Source organism: Corynebacterium sp. HMSC070H05 (genome assembly GCF_001837615.1).
Lineage (GTDB): Bacteria > Actinomycetota > Actinomycetes > Mycobacteriales > Mycobacteriaceae > Corynebacterium > Corynebacterium coyleae.
This window is the reverse complement of record NZ_KV833341.1, coordinates 92,352-109,177: the sequence shown is the minus strand read 5'-3', so window position 1 is coordinate 109,177 and position 16,826 is coordinate 92,352. Positions and strand designations below refer to the sequence as shown.

Genomic DNA, 16,826 nt, shown 5'->3' with positions numbered 1-16,826 from the left:
TTTCGTTATTCATGTTGAACTATCTAAGCGTATGCCCTTGCAGTAGCGACTCAGCCACCGCCCACAGGCGAGCAACATTTGACGCCTTTACAAGCACGACATCGCGGTCGGTTCGCGACTGCCAGTCGTCGATACCCGCTGGCGGCATGGCCAACAGTTCGCGCACTACCTCGCTGGCTTCGGCAGCATCGGCGACGCTGCTGGTGCGGATGCCGAATTGCTCAGCACGCTCGGCCAGCGCTTCCATCGACGCATTATTCCCGACAGTGATGAGGTCGGTGACGCTGTAGCGCGCCAACTCATCGGCAAGCGCCGCGTGCTCGTGTTCCGCACCGGCGCCAAGTTCGCCCATCTCCCCCAGCACAGCAACGGAGCGCACACCTGGGCGCGCCGCGGCGGTGTAACCCAACGCGGCAATGGCAGCCCGCATCGATTCAGGGTTTGCGTTGTAGGCATCGTTGATCACGGTCACGCCATCGGCGCGGGTGTTGACGTCCATGCGGTTGACCGACACGGAGTGCGCATCAGACAACGCCTGCGCGACAGTTGCGGCATCCATACCCGATTCAATGCCGACTGCAGCTGCAGCCAGCGCATTGCCCACCTGGTGGGCACCGAACACGTTGAGGGTTACGCGCTGCGGATCGCCCTTCGGGGTGTGCATGATAAACGACGCACGCGCCACCGCATCCAGTTCCACATCGGTGGCGTAGTAATCCGCTGCCGTATTGCCGTTGGCGGAAAAGCGCACCACGCGTGCCTTCGTCCGCGGAGCCATCGCGTTGACCAGGTCGTCGTCGGCGTTGAGCACCGCGATGCCATCGGCAGGCAGCGCCTCAACGAGTTCGCCCTTGGCCTGCGCGATGTTCTCGCGGGAGCCGAACTCCCCCAGGTGCGCCGAGCCCACGTTAAGCACCACACCGATCTGCGGTGGTGCAATCGTGGCCAAGTGCGCAATGTGGCCGATACCGCGCGCCGACATCTCCGCGACCAGGAACTTCGTCTCCTCCGTGCAGCGCAGCACCGTGTATGGGTGGCCGATCTCGTTATTAAACGACCCCGGAGGAGCCACCGTCTCGCCCGCACGCTGCAGGACCGCCGCGATCAGGTCCTTCGTCGAGGTCTTGCCGGCAGAACCAGTCACGCCGATGATCCGCAACCCGTGGTTCTCCGTCAGTTCGCGGGCCACATAGGTGGCCAACTTTGACATCCCATCCACAACGCCTGCTGCGGAGCCAGTCGGATCATTCACCGCTAAATCGGAGTTGTCGTCAGCGCGGGGCGGTCGCTTCTCGACGACCACAGCCGGCCGACCGACCTCCCTCGTGGTCAACGACGCCGTGGCACCCGCCGCAGCCGCCTTACCCACAAAATCGTGGCCATCCACGTTCGCACCCGGGAACGCAACGAATAGCCCGCCGGGGCCAATCTTGCGGGAATCAAACTCCACAAACCCGGTCACCGAGTTGTCCGGATCAGCCTCCGGGCTCAAGTGTCCTCCGGTGATCTCCGCGATCTGGCGAAGCGTCAGTGCAATCATGCGTTCCTCTTCTCTCGGCGGGCGCGAAGTGCGCGCCGCATCTCTTCGCGGTCATCAAAATGGTGCTTGGTGTCGCCGATGATCTGTCCAACCTCGTGGCCTTTACCCACGACAATGATGGCATCGCCGGGCTTTGCCCACTCGACGAGCGCGTCGATCGCCCTCGCGCGGGAGTCTGCCTCGATGACCTCGGCTGCCGTTTCTGCGTCGCGTGCGCCTTGCAGCACCGCTGCGCGGATCGCTGCCGGGTCTTCGGTGCGCGGGTTGTCATCAGTCACCACAACAAAGTCTGCGCCCTTCGCTGCTTCCGCTCCCATGAGCGGGCGTTTCGAGGAATCTCTGTCACCACCAGCGCCGATCGCCACACCAATCCGGCCATCGACCTGTCCACGCAGCGTCTGAAGCACTGCTGCGACAGCGGCCGGCTTGTGGGCGTAATCCACAACAGCTACAAAATCCTGGCCTTCATCAATTCGCTCCATGCGCCCCGGCACCGCCGCCTGCTCTAGGCCTGCGACAAACGCTGCTACATCGACACCAACCTGCGCCGCAAGCGTGGTGGCAAGGGCGGCATTGGCGACGTTAAACGCACCCGGCATCGGCAGAGCAAACTCCACCTGACGCTCTGGAGTGTGAAGTCGAATGTGCTGGGTTCCGGTGTCGTCGATACGCAATAGCTCCGCAGTGACATCTGCATGCTCACCACGGGTTGCCACCGTCACCGGGTGCTCCGCGCGCGCGGCCATCTTCTGACCCCAAGAATCGTCGACACAGATCACGCTGCGCTTCGCGTGGAGGTCGCTCGACGGGTCAAAGAACAAGGCTTTCGCCTCGAAGTAGTCCTCCATCGTCGGGTGGAAATCAAGGTGATCCTGCGACAGATTGGTAAAACCAGCGACGTCGAACTGGGCACCCGTCACGCGCCCAAGCATGAGCGCGTGGGAGGAAACCTCCATCACCACATGCGTAACGCCCTCGTCGCGCATACGGGCAAACAGTGCCTGCAACGTCGGCGCCTCAGGCGTAGTCAACTCGGTGGCCACATCGCGGCCCATGATCTTCGTGCCCGTCGTACCAATCAGGCCGACCTTGCAACCAGCCTGTGTCAGTCCACGCTCCAGCATGTACGTCGTGGTGGTCTTGCCCGACGTCCCAGTCACGCCCAGCAGCGTGAAGTCCTTCGACGGATGCCCGTACACCTCCGCGGCAACATGGCCAAGAATCGCGCGCACATTATCGACGACCAACACCGGCCGGCGATCCGACGTCTGCTGGATGATCGCAAGACCTTCCTCGTCAGTCAGAACCGCACCTGCGCCCGAATCAAACGCGTACGACGCGCCATGCACCCGCGTGCCAGGCAGCGCAGCAAACAAGCCACCGGGCTCCACATTTTGGGAATCAAGACCAATAAACGACACCTCAAACGGTGCCTGCGGCGCATTGACGATGCGTGCCCCCGCAATCTCAGCGAGGGATGTCAGCGTGGGCGCTGAGGACATGATAATTCCTTCCTTTCAGGGCCGTTACTGGGCTTGCAGAACAAACGGTTCCGCGGGCGGACTCGGCGGGATATTTTCCTTATCCAACATCCAGCTCGCAATCTGACGGAACACCGGCGCCGCAGACTGGCCACCGGCACCGCCGTCGAGTACACCGCGCTGCGGCTCGTCCAGCATGACCGCCACAACAAATCTCGGATCGTTCGCCGGGGCAATACCCGCAAACGTAATCCAATACTGGCTCTGTGAGTATGCGCCCGTTTCCGGGTTCACCTTCTGTGCAGTACCTGTCTTGCCAGAGAACTGGTAGCCCTCTAGCGCATTTCCTTGTGCAGTACCCGACTGGTTGCCGGTCGGGTCTTCTTGGAATGCGGCACGGAACATATCCACCGTTGTACGCGCCGCCTCCTTGCTCACCACTTGGTTGCGCTGCGGCTCATCCTGCGGGATATCTTGCCCGTCCGGTCCGACGATGCGCTCGATGATGCGTGGCTGGATGCGCTCGCCGTCGTTGGCCAACGCCTGGTACACACTCGCCATCTGCAGCGCAGTCCAGCTCATGCCCTGACCGATTGGCAAGTTGGCAAAGGTACCGCCCGACCACTGTTCAAGCACCGGCAGCAGACCCGGCGACTCATTGGGCAACTCAATGCCGGTCGGAGCACCGATACCGAAACGGTTGAGGTAATCCCAGTAGCGCTCCTCGCCGAGGCGCTGCGCCAACTGCAATGTGCCCACGTTGGAGGACTTACCGAAGATGCCTGCGGTGGTGTACGGCAGAACATCGTGCTGCCAGGCGTCGCTCACTGTCACACCGGCCATGTCGATCGAGCCCGGCACCTGGTGCACCTCGAACGGGTCAGTCAACCCCTGATCGATTGAAGCCGCTGCAGCGATGACCTTTGCCACCGAGCCTGGCTCGAACGGGTGCGAGATCGCTGGGTTTTCAAAATCCTTACCCTGCTTGATCTGCTTTTCAATATCCCCGTTCGGGTTGATGGTGTCTGTATTGGCCATCGCCAACACCTCACCCGTGTGAGCGTCAAGGACGACAGCCTCAGCCGACTTTGCCAAAGAGTTTGCCTTTGCCTGCTCAAGCACTTGCTGCACATACGTCTGCAGGTCGAGGTCTACCGTGAGCTCAATGCGCGCACCAGGTACCGCTGGCACCACATCGCGCAGGGAGCCCGGAATGGACTGCCCACCTCCCGAGACGTCCTCGGTCGAGCGGCCGTCGATACCGGTAAGCACCGCATCGCTAGAGGCCTCAAGGCCGAACTGACCGTGCCCGTCCATGGAAACCTTGCCAATGATGTTCTCCCCCACAGCACCGTTCGGGTACTGGCGGATGTCCTGCTGGTCAGCAGCCACACCGTGGAACTTCGCCGCCACCTTCGCAGCGACATCCGGGTCAACGTTGCGCACTAAAACTTCGTACGACGTGTCGGCGTGGAGCTTGTCCAAAATCTCCTTGGCACTGACACTGCCCACAGTGCGCAACTGCTCTGTGTCTGTACCCGTAGGCTGTGGATCAGTTTCGCCACCGATCATGCCGGGGATCTCATTCGCCATTGTGCGCAGCACGTCTTCAACGCGGGCGTCGAGCTGCGCGTCGATATCTGCCTTGGGGACGCCGTCGATACGCATCTGCAGCTCTTGCTGCTGTCGCAGTTCCTCACGCAACTGCTTCGGCGAGACCGTCAACGACCTTGCCTGCATCGTGTACGCCAACTGCTTGCCGTCACGGTCCACGATCTCACCGCGACGTGCTGGCTCAACATACTCGCGCTGGCGTTGCACCTTGGCAACTTCACGCAACTCGCCGCCGATGATCACTTGGACCCAAAACAGGCGTGCGATCAGCAAGGCTGCAACGCTGAGGAACACAAGCGTCAAAAGGAATACACGGTGGTTGGTGATGTGACGCTGACTCTTCCGTGGCGCCGGACGCTTCCGGGGTGTGCCCGTGGATGTCACGTGCCCTCCTCACCTACCAAATCTGCTCATTGACTCGTTTATCATGCCCCGCACAAATGCGAAACGAGGTTGCGCCACACGCCTGCGGCACAACCCCCACCGTTAACGTCTATTCGCCGGCGGGCACATTTGCCTGATACGGCGCCACGTTGGCAACCTGCGGTGCTTGCTGCGGACGAGGCGGAGCTTGATTGCCACCTGGAACCTGAGTCAGCGCATCCGCCAGCTCGCGGGTTGCACGGTCATCACTGCTTGCACGGCCCTGCCGCAACGCTTCGCCGTTAACGTCGACAATCTTGGCAACCTTTTCTGGGTTGAAAGGCCGGCGCTCTTCAGCACGACCATCTTCCATGACCTCCACTAGGCCAGGTTCTCCAGCGACCACCATGCCTGCGCCTGCAGCGCGCTGTGCGATCTCCGCAGCAGAACGACGATCCTCTAAGTCACGGTTGAGCGACTCGACCTCGTTGGCAAGTTCACGCTCCTTCGACTGCAGCTGCTGGATGGTGAAGGTTTGTGTCGTGGCCACGCCGGACAGCAGCATCGCTATAGCAATACCGATCACCAGCAGAGGCACCGCAAGTGCGGACACTGCGGAAAAACGCGACGGCGCCGCGACCGTGCCAACCCGACGCCCACGCACAGACACAACCTGCTGCGAGCCGAGGCGCCCCCGCCCTCGGGAGTGCGGCACATGCGGTTTCACACCCGGCATCGTGCGACGACGTGCCGGAGCGCTTGTACGGCTGGTGCGGGCACTGCCATCGCGCGTCAGCGTCATCGCGCGGGAGCCACCTCGTGTGTCTCGTGCTGCCATGGTGTCCGTCCTCAGATGGTTGTGTGTCGTACGTGGGTTGTTGTGGGTTATGTGGTTGTCGTTGAGTGCTTAAGCTTCTCGACGCCGCGCACCCTCACCGGTGCTGCACGCGAGTTGCGCTCAATCTCTTCCTGCGGAGCCTTTTCCGCCCCGCGGGTGATGAGTTTGAACGTTGGCTCGGTGCCCGGCAGATCCATCGGAAGCCCCGCCGGCGTCTTTGAAGCTGTCAGTTCAGCGAAGGCAGATTTGACGATCTTGTCCTCGAGCGACTGGTAACTCATGAACACTGCCCGCCCGCCGACGCCGAGCAAATCCGTAATCACCGGAACCACTCGCTCGACAGCCTCAAGCTCGCGGTTGACCTCAATCCGCAGCGCCTGGAAGGTGCGCTTCGCCGGGTGACCGCCAGTACGTCGCGTGGCGGCCGGGATGGTGCTGTACAGCAGTTCCACGAGCCGGTCCGCACGGTCAAACGGCGCACGCTCGCGCTCCTTCAGCACAGCCGACGCAATCTTGCCTGCGAAACGTTCATCGCCGTAGGACTTCAGAATCCTCGCCAGGTCTCCGTGCGAGTACGTGTTAAGTACCTCGGCCGCAGTGATGCCGGTGGTCGGATCCATGCGCATATCCAGCGGTGCGTCACCGCGGTAGGAAAAGCCACGCTCCTCCTGATCCAACTGCATCGATGAAACACCGAGGTCGAACAGCGCACCAGCCACACCGTGCTGCCTCACAAGGTCGAAGGTCTCGCCCTCCCCCGATGCGATCTCGTCGCCGATGTAGTCGAACCGGCATTGCACCGGAGTGAAACGCTCACCGAACTGAGCCAGGCGCTCAGTCGCCTGCTGCAGCGCATTCGGGTCGCGATCCACACCGATCACGCGCGCTTGCGGGAATACGTTGAGAAAGTGTTCGGTGTGGCCACCGGCACCAAGGGTTCCATCGACAATGACGGCGTTGGCGCCGAACGCCTCTACAGCTGGGGCCAGGAGTTCGGCCATGCGGTCGCGCATGACCGGCACATGCCCATGAGGGTCTGCAGCGTGTGTGCGGTACACCATCCGGGCTCACCCCTCGCGGTCAGTTAGTCGTCGGCTCCTTCTAAGCCGGGGAGTATGTAGAGCCCTGTCCGGGGCGGCTGTTCTGATGTCGGGGAAGTACACCAGAATGCTTCACGCCCCGGACAGAGTCCGTACACACTCTCCGAATTGGTTGCCCGCTGTTGGGTAGTCAGTCCTACAGCAGACCGGAGAGAATGTCGTCGTCATCCGCCGCGGAGAACGCGGCTTCAGTCTCTTCTTGATACTTATTCCAGGATTCAAGATCCCAGATCTCGAGAAAATCCACAGAACCGATAACTACGCATTCCTTGGAAAGGCCTGCGTACTCACGGTGTGCCGGCGACAGGGTGATACGTCCGGACCCATCGAGCGTTTGCTCATCCGCACTGGCAGCCAGATTGCGGATAAACGCGCGCGCCTTCGGGTTCGTCCTTGATGCTGCAGCGGCCTTGCGGGCGCGTGCAGCAAACTCGTCCCGCGGGTACACCGCGAGGGAGTGGTCCTGCCCTTTGGTCACCATCAGGCCGTCTGCCAAGTCCTCACGGAACTTCGCAGGCAGCGTCAGGCGCCCTTTGTCGTCGAGCTTGGGAGTGTAGGTTCCCAGAAACATCCGGCGACCTACCTTCCTTCACCTTCAGAGATTGGCATTTGCAGTTTTCTCGGCTTCGCTCCGCATTACGCACGTAGTCAAGATGCGCACCACGGTGCTCCGCTGTGCCCCACTTTAACCCACTTCCCCCCACAAACGCCACACTCTGAGCAACTTAGTTCCCACAACAAGAAGAACGCGCAGGTCAACGGCCACAATCCCCGTGGGGCAATTACCCGCCAATGTCCCCCACTTACCGCCACATCCCCCACTACAACCCCATCAATCACCTACAGGCACACGAGACGCAACCCGCTCCGAACGTCCTTTAACAGGCAAAATGGCCGGATCAAACCAACGGGTGGGGCAAAGTGGGGAATGTGGGGCGAAGTGGGGATAAAAAATTGCCCTCCCGAAGAGACCGGGAGGGCGAAGGGAAAGCTAAAAGCTACTGACGATCCTCAAACCGTCGACGGAAGCTCTCCTCCAGGCTAACACTGCGCGGCGAGCGCGACTTGGACTGAGCCTGCGCTCGCTGCAGCGAAACACCAGCGGCAGCCGGGGTACGGAGCGCCATGATCCCCCCATAGAACATCACACCGAAGCCGACGATGCTCAACACCACAGTCCACAGACTCCACGACGCCAGCGCCACTCCCCCAAGAAGAAGGACAAGGCCCAGCACAATGAGGGCGAGGCTACGCATAGTCAGCCGGCCCGACGGGTGCGAAGCACCATACCCAGAGGACGGAGCGACCGAGGAACCGAACTTCGGGTCGTCTGCAAGGAGCGACTGCTCGATCTCGCGCAGTGCGCGCATTTCCTGCTCAGAAAGAGACACTACTTTCTCTCCAGATCCCAGCTATGAATGAACAATGTATGGATACAACGAACATCGTACCCACATTGTTCCCGCGCCTTATTACGCCGCCATCGGCGCATCACCCCCAGTGGTGTCCAGGAGAAAGTCCTCAGCCGAACCGATAAGGCTTGAGACCACGACCGGCGACGGGTTGTCGTCGATCCCAGACGCCACCCTCGCCCGGCGCGCCGAGTATGCAGAAAATACCGTCGCCCAGTGCTGGCCACTTTCCCCGGTGAGCGCGAGCTTGTCCCACGCATTAGTTGGCAGCCGCTTCCGCTTCCGGAGCACAATGCTGCGAGCGTTGCATGCGCCAGCGATGCGCAGTGCAGCCCGGTATGCGTTTTCCATCGCAAGGTCGTAGCGCCTTGCCGCAAAGTCAGCATGCGCCTGTGCAAGCAGTGCCTCCGCAGAGAAGATGAACGAGTCAAACTTTCGCGGCGCCCCCATATCCCCGTACGCCCTGCCCGTTGTGGCTGAAACTACGCTTCCCATGACACTTTCCCCTTTCGCTGTTACCAGTGCATGTCGCCTCTTGATTGCCCATGACCTTAGAAGTCACCCACGACACCACAACCAAAAATTAGCACGTTTGTTCGACTGTTCGAACGAGGATGTGTGGTCAAGCCCCGCAACAGGCACATAAGTGGTTCGATAGTGGGGTGCACATTGAGATCCAAAGGCTGACCAAGGCGGAGTTTTCTTTCCTCGTGCCACGGTTGGTGGACATCTACATGGAAGCTATGGGGTACCCCCAAACCATGCGCGCGCAGCGTTTACGTGTGTGGCGTGGAGAGGTCACCTGGCCAGGCTTTTGCGCCGTGGCCGCAATCTCGGACAACAGCGTCATCGGAGTGGCCTACGGTTTTCTCGGCGCGCGGGAGCGCTGGTGGGACCAACAACTCGTCAAAGCACTCACTCAGCAACGTTCAGACGGCATGCTTTCTGACGACGACCGTGCGCTACTGGCCAATTACTTCGAAATCGCCGAAGTGCATGTGGATCCGAGGCACCAGGGCCGCGGCATTGGTGCGGCGATGCTCAGGGAACTGCTCGCATCGACATCAGCTCGTTGGGCTGTCCTATCTACTCCCGAGGTAGACGGCGAAGCTAATAACGCATTTGGGCTTTACCGCAAGTTTGGGTTCCAGGACGTTGCTCGCAATTTTTATTACGGAAGCGACCCTCGCCCGTTTGCGATTCTCGCACTCGACATGGCGGGCACACCCCGTGTCGGCGAGGCTGACTAGGGTACGTTCCAGAGAGATTTTCGTAGACGACGGTGAGGAGCAGCGTGGCTACACACGAATTGGGGATTGGGAACTTAAGTGCGGTGCCTGGTGTCGTCGAAAAGCATTTGGAGCAGTTTTTCGACGAACACGGGCCGGCGATTTCCGCGATCGGTGAGCCTGTCTCGGAAGCAGTCGCGCACTTGCGCGCGTTCACACTGGGTGGTGGCAAGCGAGTGCGTCCGCTGTACGGCTGGGCAGGTTTTGTCGGCGCCGGTGGTTTGGAAACCAGCGGCGAGGACCCAAACGCGGTCTTGCGCGCGATGAGTGCGCTTGAGTTCATCCAGGCGTGTGCACTGGTCCACGACGACATCGTGGACGCCTCCGATACCCGTCGCGGAAACCCCACGGTGCACCGCAGTGTGGAGGCCCAGCACCTCGAAAACCATTGGCTGGGCGACGCTGCGACGTTTGGCGTGAACACCGCGATTTTGCTCGGCGATCTCGCCTTAGTCTGGGCGGAAGATATGTGGCGCTACTCCGGTGTTTCGTTGGAGGCGCTGCAACGCGCCGCGGAACCGTGGGTGGGCATGCGCACGGAAGTCATCGGTGGGCAGATCCTTGATATTTCGTTGGAAAGCCGTGGCAGCGAGTCTGCGGACATGGCGGATCGGGTGAACCGGTTTAAGACCGCCGCGTACACGATCGAGCGTCCGCTTCATCTTGGTGCGACTATTGCTGGTGCCGACGATGAGACCATTGCGGCATTCCGTGGTTACGGACGCGATATTGGCATCGCATTCCAGCTTCGCGACGACCTCCTCGGTGTCTTCGGCGACCCAGCAATCACCGGAAAACCCGCGGGCGATGACCTGCGCGAAGGAAAGCGCACTGTCCTTTACGCGACGGCGCTTGAGCTTCTCGACGCCAACGATGCCGACGAGCTCCGCGCCGGTGTAGGTACCGCCACCGACCCAAAGGTGCTTCAGCGCCTCGCCGATCTCATCCGCCAAAGTGGTGCGGAGGATGCGGTCGAAGAGCGCATTAACCGTCTCACCGCGTCCGGCATTGCTCACCTGGATACCGCCGGTATTACTGCTGAGGCTCGCCAGGCACTGTCCGAGTTGGCCCACAAGGCCACAGACCGGCGTATGTGATGGCCGGTAAAATCCGGCCGATCCCCCTCGGCGTTGTCGCAGCCGTTCTCATCGCGATCGGTTCCTTTGGTGCCGGAGCGACGCGTTACCGTGACGGCCTCATGCGCTCGATAGGCCTTGAGTTCCTCACGTACGGCCACGGCCGCGGCATGATGGACGGCCTCCTGATGGCGGGCACTGGTCTTCTCGTGTTTGCCTGGCTGTGGCTGTGGCGCACCCGCCCAGGCGAGCAGACCGTGCTCCGTGCGGTGTGGTCGTGGGCCACTCCACTCGCCTTGAGCGCACCAATCATGTCGCGCGACGTGTACTCCTACCTCATGCAGGGGGCAATGCTTCGCGACGGCTTCGACCCCTACTCCGAAGGCGCCGCTATCAACCCCGGCCCGTATTTGTGGGAGGTCTCCCACGACTGGCGCAACACCACAACGCCGTACGGGCCACTGCACTTGGGCATTGGCAAAGCGGTGACCACGATTGTCGGCGACCACGTCGCGTTTGGCGTCGTTGCCTACCGGCTGATCGCGCTGGCAGGTTTCGCGCTCATTGTCTGGTCGGTACCGCGCATCGCGCGCCTCGCAGGTGCTAGCCCCGGGTTTGCACTGTGGGTAGGTGTAGCCAACCCTGTCATGCTGTTGCACCTGATTGGCGGCATGCACAACGAGGCGGTCATGGTCGGCCTGGTGTGCGCGGGCCTGTACCTGTGCATGCGACACACGTGGTGCACCCCCGGAATCGTGCTCATCGCATGCGCGGTATCGCTCAAGGCCACGGCTGCGTTCGCGTTGCCGTTTGTGGTGTGGCTGATGGTCACGCGTCGCGCCCGCGTCCACGATGTGCCCCACCACCTCGCCGCGCTTGCCGTCTCTGGAGCCTGGACGCTGGCGGTCTCGGTCGCCGTCATCCAGGTGGTGACGTGGGTCTGCGGCTCAACGTGGGGTTGGCTCGAGGAAATCACCGGTAACTCGAAGGTGATCAATCCGCTGGCCGGTCCGACGTTCGCCGCAGAACTGATTACCCCGCTCGTGCAGTTGGTCAACGACGACTTCAGCTACAACACAACGCTTGCAGCCACCCGCACGGTGTTCAGCTTCGCGATGCTCCTCGCGCTCGTGATCACGTGGTGGTGGTTCCGCCCGGCGCGCGGCAAGGCCTACGCGCCGCGGATGCTGGCGGGCACCACCGTGGCGTATACGGCAGCGTTTGTCACCAACGCGGTAACGCTGCCGTGGTACTACGCCTCCATCTTGGCGCTCGTGGGCACGTTCCGGGCACCGGCCTGGGTAGCTAGAATTACCACCGGCGCATCCATCGTCGTGGCACTCGCGTTTACAGGCAGCGGCAACCACAGGCTCTACGACGTGTGGTTCCTCGCCGCAGCCTTCATCGTCGCCGTGGTAGCGACTCGCTGGGTGTTTAGAACGCCATCGCTTGCGCACGACGAATAACCTCGCGCGCTTTCTGACCATGCAAGGCGTCAATCGGGCGTCCCGGCAGCGAATCCTCTTCGGTGTAGAGGAATGTGAGGATCTCCTCGTCGTTGTAGCCGCCATCGGCAAGCACGGTGATCGCGCCTGAGACGAACTTCGACAACCCATCCTCACCGATCAGCCCAGCCGGGATGAATTTTTTACCATCCCGGATGTACATGACAAGTTTGCGGGCACCGACATAGTCGTGCACACGAGTGACCGGAACGCCCAACGCTTCGGCGGCGTCGGGAAAGGCCAGCAAGGTTTCGTCGCTAAGCAATTGCTCGAGATTCGTTTGTGTGCTCACGGCGCACGATTCTACCCTGGGGTACATGGCAACACTCGCTCCAGGCACAACTCTCGACGAACGCTACGTCGTGGACCGCGCCATCGCCCGTGGTGGCATGGCCACGGTGTATCGCTGCATCGATTCCCGCCTGGGCCGGGAAGTCGCTGCGAAAGTCATGCACGAGCAATACGTCCACGACGCTGTGTTTCGCGACCGCTTCCGGCGCGAAGCCCGCGCGATGGCGCAGCTCAGCCACCCTAACTTGGTCAACGTGTACGACTTCTCCGCGTCCGGCAACAACGTGTTTCTCATCATGGAACTCATCACCGGCGGCACGCTGCGCGAATTGCTCGCCGAGCGTGGTCCGATGCCTCCCCACGCAGCCGCGGAGGTGATGCGCGGCATGCTCACGGGACTTTCTGTCGCGCATGAGAAAGGCATGGTGCACCGCGATATTAAGCCGGACAACGTGCTTATCGACGCCTCCAGCCGCGTCAAACTCTCCGACTTCGGCCTCGTGCGCGCAGCCGCCGAAAACACACATTCGACCGACCAAATCGTGGGCACCGTCGCCTACCTCTCCCCCGAACAAGTCGACGGCAGCCCCATCACAGCCGCGTCGGATGTGTACTCCGCCGGCATCGTGTTGTTCGAACTCCTCACCGGCCGCACGCCATTTCACGGCGACACCCCCATCGCGCACGCGTACGCACGCCTCCATGGAGAGGTGCCCGCGCCGTCCTCACTCATTGCCGGGGTGCCAATGCTTTTCGACGAGCTCGTCGCCACCGCAACCGCCCGCACCCCCGAAGCGCGCTTCCGCGATGCGGGAGAATTCCTCGCCGCACTCGACGACGTAGCAGCCGAACTTGCACTGCCGGATTACACCGTGCCTGCCCCGCGCAATGCCGCAGCCACGCGAGCCGCAGCACACCCGACTAACTTCGGACTGGTCAACAACGCCGCACAGCGACGCCTCTTCCCCGATGACGAGGCGCCAACGCGAGTCGCCCCTGCAGTTGCGAGGCCAACTAAGCAGGCGTCCCCAGAACTGCCGTCACGCAGCCAATGGCCCGCTGCACAGGCGTCTCCGGCTCCGGTTCCGGCCCCCGTTCCGCCTGCAGCCGCCCCCGTGCCCGCACCCGTGCCACCACGTGCACCCCGGCCTGCCGCTCCCAATCCGGCAAAGCGCCCCGCTGTCAAGCCGGTAACTAACCGCTCTCTGATCGGTGTCGTGCTCTACACCGCTGTTGCAATCGCCGTAGTAGCTGCGGTTGGTCTGGGCGCATGGTGGTTCGGCTCCGGGATGTACGGCGACATCCCGGAGATCGTCATCCCGCGGTAGCGCTGGCCGAGTAGCGCTGTCTTAGTAGCGCAGCATCTCTGCAACGAGGAAGGACAGCTCGAGTGCCTGCTCGGTGTTCAGACGCGGGTCGCAAGCGGACTCGTAACGGCCCGGCAGATCCACATCAGTGATGTCCTGCGCACCGCCGAGGCACTCAGTGACGTCTTCACCCGTGAGCTCGATGTGAATACCACCCGGGTGGCTGCCGAGTTCGCGGTGGACCTCGAAGAAGCCCTGAACTTCGTCGATGATCTTGTCAAAGTGACGCGTCTTGTAGCCATTGCTCGACGTGAACGTATTGCCGTGCATCGGGTCCGACTGCCAAATGACCTTGTGGCCGGAGGCCTCAACCGCCTTGACAATGCCAGGCAGTACTTCGCGGATCCGGTCCTGCCCCATGCGGATCACCATGGTCAAACGACCCGGCTCGCGGTTCGGATCAAGCTTATCTGCGTAAGCGACAGCCTCTTCTGGAGTGGTGGTCGGGCCCAACTTGATACCGATCGGGTTGCTGATCATCGCGGCGAAGTTGACGTGGAAATCGTCGATACCGCGGGTGCGCTCACCGATCCAGAGCTGGTGGGCGGACAGATCGTAAAGCTTCGTCTCACCCTTCGAATCCGTGGCCAAACGCAGCATCGCACGTTCGTAATCCACCAACAGCGCCTCGTGGGATGCGTACACGCTGGACGTGCGCAAGTTCGTGTCACTGACGCCACAAGCATCCATGAACGCAAGCGAACGCGAAATCTCGCGAGCAAGTGCTTCGTAACGCGCACCCGCAGGCGAGTTAGTCACGAACTCTCGGTTCCAGTTATTGATGTTGTGCAGGTCCGCAGTACCGGACGCCGTCAGGGCACGCACCAAGTTCATCGCCGCCGACGAGTTCGCGTACGCACGCACCATGCGGGCCGGATCGTGGCGACGAGACTCCTCGGTCGGATCCACACCATTGACGATGTCACCGCGGTAATTCGGCAAACCGTTCTCATCAAGATCAGACGAGCGCGGCTTCGCGTACTGGCCAGCAATACGAGCAAGTTTGACCACCGGCATCGACGCACCGTAGGTCAACACCGCAGCCATCTGCAGCAGGGTCTGCACGTTGGCACGGATGTGTGGCTCGGTGTTGGACTCGAACGTCTCAGCACAATCGCCACCCTGCAGCATGAACGCCTTGCCGTTGGCGACGTCCGCTAGATGCGACTTGAGCCCCTCAACCTCGGGCGCGAGCACGACCGGCGGGACGGACTCCAAAATCTTGCGAACATACTCAGCCTGGGCAGGGTCCCACGACGGCTGCTGCTTCGCATCGCGGGAAATAACATCTTCAAACTGCGCGTTTAAATCTCCCGGCAGCGGCGGCAGATCGGGCAGTACCTCTTTGGGGATATCAATAGTCCAGCTCACCGTTCTATATTTAGCACGGATTACTGCCCCAGTACAGGCGGTACAGCCTGCAACTTCTCACAAGGCGGTTTTATCGTCTCACATTTTGGATACGGCGCCGTCGCGGTTCAACGGCAAATGCTCCGCACACACACGAAACTTCCGCAGATTATGGCGCGCATCAACGAGAGCATCGTGGTTGCCCTCCGGCACCCGTGGCAGACGCGGCTTGCCCGCCATCTGCCAATACTGCTTCAGCTCGCAGGTGTAGCGCGGCAGCAAACGCGGCAGACCGGACATGTCACCCCATAGTTGCGCGAGCACCACGTGGTCATAGGCGCCAACCCAAGCCCACAGTTCTGGCCTGCTGTCACCCGAGGTGAGAAACTCATAGACCTCGTTACGGATGCGCTCCAGCGACTTCCACACTGGTTGGTTCTTCGGAGGGAGCTTCGACAACACGTGCGCTTTGACCCAAGCGTTGGCGCGTGCTGGGTCGAACTCATCGGACACCGCATAGTATTCGCGGCCATCCTCAGCAACAATGCCGATGGACACCAGCTCGATCGTCTCGCCGTCCTCAATGAATTCGGTGTCGTAGAAGAATCTCACTGCGTCGAACTACTTCCGTTGCTCCGATCGAATATCCCCCAACACCTCGCGCCGCGAAGGGCCCTTCTCACCCTCAACACGCCTCGGCCAAAACATCACTGCAGCCACCGCAACGACAGCAAGCGGGCCCGACAGTTTCGGGTACCAGCCCTGCTCAGACGCAATCAGGAACATCACAACAACGACGCATACCAACGCGATTCGGGTAACAAGTGGTTTATTCATTACTGCACACCTTTCGGCCCAGTTTTCGGTTCAGCACCTTCGGGGTACTTCCCCGTCTGCTCGAGGGACTTCTTCACATCCGTCGCGTAGACATCCACGTATTCCTCACCGATCATCTCTGCAATGCGATGCATGCAGTAGTCCGTAAAGGGACGCACGGCCTCGCGCGAGTCAGGGTCGTAGCCATTTTCAACCGCCCAAGCTCGCGGATCAATCGGCTCCGAAATCTTGATCTGCACCTTGACCGGCCGGATGAGCTTGGTGCCGATCGGGTTCGCGCGACCAGATCCAATCATGCCGACCAAAATCACAGGCACGCCGGTTGGCATAGCAATGCGCGCCATGCCAGTGCGCCCCTTGTACACACGCCCATCCGGCGAACGGGTTCCCTCGGCATAAATGCCGAAGAGCTCGCCGTCGTCGAAAATCTTCTTCACCGTTTCCAGCAAGACGTCCCCGGCGGTGTCGGAGCTTCGGTCAATGGGAACTTGACCCACGGCGGTGAAGAAAAACCGCTGCAAACGTCCACTGAGCCCCGTGCCAGTGAAGTACTCCATTTTGGCCGGGAACTTCAGCTGTCGGCGAACCATCAACGGCAAGTAAAAGGAATCCAGCACAGCCTGATGGTTAGAAACCAACAGGGCCGGACCTTCGTCCGGGATGTTCTCCACACCGTAAATGCGCGGGCGGTTCCACACCAACAGCGGCGGCCCGAAAATAGCCTTGAACAGGGAATACCACTTGTTTGCCATTGTTTCTCCCC

The 16,826-nt window shown here is 61.3% G+C and carries 16 protein-coding genes and 1 pseudogene; 4 read left to right on the top strand and 13 right to left on the bottom strand.

Translation table 11 applies throughout. From position 1 onward, the window contains the following. Window positions 1-19 precede the first annotated feature (19 nt). From murF to HMPREF2617_RS08715, 8 genes are all read right to left on the bottom strand, one after another. Window positions 20-1,540, bottom strand: coding sequence for a UDP-N-acetylmuramoyl-tripeptide--D-alanyl-D-alanine ligase (murF, locus tag HMPREF2617_RS08750; protein ID WP_070840533.1), 1,521 nt, complete (start codon window positions 1,538-1,540; stop codon window positions 20-22). Continuing rightward, entirely contained in the window at window positions 1,537-3,042 is a 1,506-nt protein-coding gene (locus tag HMPREF2617_RS08745; protein WP_070840532.1) for a UDP-N-acetylmuramoyl-L-alanyl-D-glutamate--2,6-diaminopimelate ligase, read from the bottom strand. The genes murF and HMPREF2617_RS08745 overlap by 4 nt, the downstream gene beginning before the upstream one ends. Before the next feature lie 24 nt (window positions 3,043-3,066). Further along, window positions 3,067-5,019, bottom strand: coding sequence for a peptidoglycan D,D-transpeptidase FtsI family protein (locus HMPREF2617_RS08740; protein ID WP_083308109.1), 1,953 nt, complete (start codon window positions 5,017-5,019; stop codon window positions 3,067-3,069). A gap of 109 nt (window positions 5,020-5,128) precedes the next feature. Beyond that, on the bottom strand, window positions 5,129-5,836 hold the full coding sequence (locus HMPREF2617_RS08735) for a cell division protein FtsL (protein WP_141739360.1): 708 nt from the start codon (window positions 5,834-5,836) through the stop codon (window positions 5,129-5,131). A gap of 47 nt (window positions 5,837-5,883) precedes the next feature. Continuing rightward, a complete protein-coding gene (rsmH, locus tag HMPREF2617_RS08730; protein ID WP_070483991.1) occupies window positions 5,884-6,897 on the bottom strand; it encodes a 16S rRNA (cytosine(1402)-N(4))-methyltransferase RsmH in 1,014 nt (337 codons plus the stop codon). Between the two features lie 175 nt (window positions 6,898-7,072). After that, entirely contained in the window at window positions 7,073-7,507 is a 435-nt protein-coding gene (mraZ, locus tag HMPREF2617_RS08725) for a division/cell wall cluster transcriptional repressor MraZ (RefSeq protein WP_070422186.1), read from the bottom strand. A 427-nt stretch (window positions 7,508-7,934) separates the two neighbouring features. Next, the gene (locus HMPREF2617_RS08720) at window positions 7,935-8,327 is read right to left on the bottom strand and encodes a DUF3040 domain-containing protein (RefSeq protein WP_070422185.1); all 393 of its coding nucleotides are present in this window, start codon (window positions 8,325-8,327) and stop codon (window positions 7,935-7,937) included. Between the two features lie 81 nt (window positions 8,328-8,408). After that, entirely contained in the window at window positions 8,409-8,843 is a 435-nt protein-coding gene (locus tag HMPREF2617_RS08715; RefSeq protein ID WP_070422184.1) for an SAV_6107 family HEPN domain-containing protein, read from the bottom strand. A gap of 167 nt (window positions 8,844-9,010) precedes the next feature. On the opposite strand from HMPREF2617_RS08715, the gene HMPREF2617_RS08710 reads away from it, so the two are divergent. The 3 genes from HMPREF2617_RS08710 to HMPREF2617_RS08700 are packed head-to-tail and all read left to right on the top strand — an operon-like array spanning window position 9,011 to window position 12,179. After that, on the top strand, window positions 9,011-9,598 hold the full coding sequence (locus HMPREF2617_RS08710) for a GNAT family N-acetyltransferase (protein ID WP_070614689.1): 588 nt from the start codon (window positions 9,011-9,013) through the stop codon (window positions 9,596-9,598). 44 nt (window positions 9,599-9,642) lie between these two features. Beyond that, window positions 9,643-10,734, top strand: coding sequence for a polyprenyl synthetase family protein (locus HMPREF2617_RS08705; RefSeq protein ID WP_070450867.1), 1,092 nt, complete (start codon window positions 9,643-9,645; stop codon window positions 10,732-10,734). Beyond that, window positions 10,734-12,179 (top strand): alpha-(1->6)-mannopyranosyltransferase A, encoded by a 1,446-nt coding sequence (locus HMPREF2617_RS08700; protein ID WP_070840531.1) that lies wholly within the window; start codon window positions 10,734-10,736, stop codon window positions 12,177-12,179. The genes HMPREF2617_RS08705 and HMPREF2617_RS08700 overlap by 1 nt, the downstream gene beginning before the upstream one ends. On the opposite strand, the gene HMPREF2617_RS08695 is transcribed toward HMPREF2617_RS08700, so the two are convergent. Beyond that, window positions 12,148-12,537: an Rv2175c family DNA-binding protein gene (locus HMPREF2617_RS08695; RefSeq protein ID WP_070450864.1), complete on the bottom strand. Its 390-nt coding sequence runs from the start codon at window positions 12,535-12,537 to the stop codon at window positions 12,148-12,150. The genes HMPREF2617_RS08700 and HMPREF2617_RS08695 overlap by 32 nt on opposite strands. Between HMPREF2617_RS08695 and HMPREF2617_RS08690 the strand changes: the two are divergent. Continuing rightward, window positions 12,536-13,825, top strand: a pseudogene (locus HMPREF2617_RS08690) (protein kinase); the annotation flags it as partial. The gene HMPREF2617_RS08695 and the pseudogene HMPREF2617_RS08690 overlap by 2 nt on opposite strands. A gap of 33 nt (window positions 13,826-13,858) precedes the next feature. Here HMPREF2617_RS08690 and HMPREF2617_RS08685 read toward each other — a convergent pair. The 4 genes from HMPREF2617_RS08685 to HMPREF2617_RS08670 all read right to left on the bottom strand — a co-directional run bounded on the left by HMPREF2617_RS08685 (window position 13,859) and on the right by HMPREF2617_RS08670 (window position 16,815). Continuing rightward, window positions 13,859-15,247, bottom strand: coding sequence for a class II 3-deoxy-7-phosphoheptulonate synthase (locus HMPREF2617_RS08685; RefSeq protein ID WP_070422179.1), 1,389 nt, complete (start codon window positions 15,245-15,247; stop codon window positions 13,859-13,861). Between the two features lie 78 nt (window positions 15,248-15,325). Then, the gene (locus HMPREF2617_RS08680) at window positions 15,326-15,838 is read right to left on the bottom strand and encodes a polyadenylate-specific 3'-exoribonuclease AS (RefSeq protein WP_070840529.1); all 513 of its coding nucleotides are present in this window, start codon (window positions 15,836-15,838) and stop codon (window positions 15,326-15,328) included. 9 nt (window positions 15,839-15,847) lie between these two features. Beyond that, on the bottom strand, window positions 15,848-16,063 hold the full coding sequence (locus HMPREF2617_RS08675; RefSeq protein ID WP_070422177.1) for a hypothetical protein: 216 nt from the start codon (window positions 16,061-16,063) through the stop codon (window positions 15,848-15,850). After that, window positions 16,063-16,815: a lysophospholipid acyltransferase family protein gene (locus HMPREF2617_RS08670; RefSeq protein WP_070422176.1), complete on the bottom strand. Its 753-nt coding sequence runs from the start codon at window positions 16,813-16,815 to the stop codon at window positions 16,063-16,065. The genes HMPREF2617_RS08675 and HMPREF2617_RS08670 overlap by 1 nt, the downstream gene beginning before the upstream one ends. Window positions 16,816-16,826: the final 11 nt, after the last annotated feature.